We start from the raw sequence: 1414 nt of genomic DNA, 5'->3' as shown, positions 1-1414 counted from the left end.
GTGATCAAGATGGTGATGGCGATGCGGCACGGGGTGTTGCCGCGGACGTTGCATGTGGAGGAGCCGTCGGATCAGGTGGACTGGTCGGCCGGTGGGGTGCGGGTGCTGGCCGAGCCGGTGGCGTGGCCGGCCGGTGAGGGGCGTCCCCGGCGGGCGGCGGTGTCCTCGTTCGGGATCAGCGGCACCAACGCCCACCTCATCCTCGAAGAGGACCGGCAGGAGCCCGGCGAAGACCACCGGAACCCACGACTGGACACCGCCCCCGCCGCTTCCGCGCACGAGGATCTCGAGGTCCCCGTTCCCTGGGTGGTCTCCGCCGCCACCGAGACCGCCCTGCGGGCCCAGGCCGCACGGCTGGTGGAGTACGTCGAAGCCCGGCCGGAGGCCGACGCCGCCGGGACGGGCCTGGCCCTGGGCACCACCCGCGCCGCCCTCGGCCGCCGGGCCGTGGCCGTGGGACGCGACCGCAAGGAACTCCTGGACGGCATGAGGGCCGTGGCGGAGGGCGGGACGGCGTCGAACGTGGTCCTCGGCACGCCGGTCACCGCCTCTCCGGAGACCGGTCTCGCCTTCCTGTTCTCGGGGCAGGGCAGTCAGCGTCCGGGGATGGGGCGTGAGCTGTATGCGGTGTATCCGGTGTTCGCGGCGGCGTTCGATGCGGTGTGCGGGGAGGTGGACCGGTATCTGGAGCGGCCGTTGCGGGAGGTGGTGTTCGCGGCGGAGGGCAGTGCGGAGGCCGGGTTGCTGGATGAGACGCGGTATGCGCAGCCGGCGTTGTTCGCGGTGGAGGTGGCGCTGTTCCGGTTGTTGGAGAGCTGGGGTGTGGTGCCGGGGTGTGTGGCCGGTCATTCGGTCGGTGAGGTGGTGGCGGCGTATGTGGCCGGGGTGTGGTCGCTGGCCGATGCGTGTGCGTTGGTGGCGGCGCGGGGTCGGGTGATGCAGCAGGCGCCTTCGGGTGGGGCGATGGTGGCGTTGGCGGTGTCGGAGGAGGAGGTGGTGGCTCAGCTGGGCCGGTGGGGTGGCCGGGTGTCGGTGGCGGCGGTCAACGGTCCGGATGCGGTGGTGGTGTCGGGGGATGCCGTGGCGGTGGGGGAGGTGGCCGCGTGGTGGGCGGCGCGGGGGCGTCGTACGCGGCGGTTGCGGGTCAGTCATGCGTTTCATTCGGCTCATATGGAGGGTGTGCTGGAGGAGTTCGGGGCGGTGGTGCGGGGGTTGTCGTTCGCGCCGGCCGGTATACCGGTGGTGTCGAACGTGACCGGGCGGGTGGCTTCCGATGAGGAGTTGGCCTCGCCGGAGTACTGGGTGCGGCATGTGCGGGAGACGGTCCGTTTCGCCGATGGTGTCCGGGCGCTCCGTGGTGAGGGCGTCACCGTCTATCTGGAGGTGGGACCCGACCCCGTCCTCACCCCCGCCG

Annotated in this window: 1 protein-coding gene; it reads left to right on the top strand. The window is 72.2% G+C overall.

Translation table 11 applies throughout. From position 1 onward, the window contains the following. Positions 1–1414: acyltransferase domain-containing protein (locus CUT83_RS31235; protein WP_241524830.1), on the top strand; the 1414-nt coding region annotated here is incomplete at both ends.

Source organism: Streptomyces barkulensis, from assembly GCF_002843305.1.
GTDB lineage: Bacteria > Actinomycetota > Actinomycetes > Streptomycetales > Streptomycetaceae > Streptomyces > Streptomyces barkulensis.
This window is presented reverse-complemented; position numbering and strand designations above follow the sequence as displayed.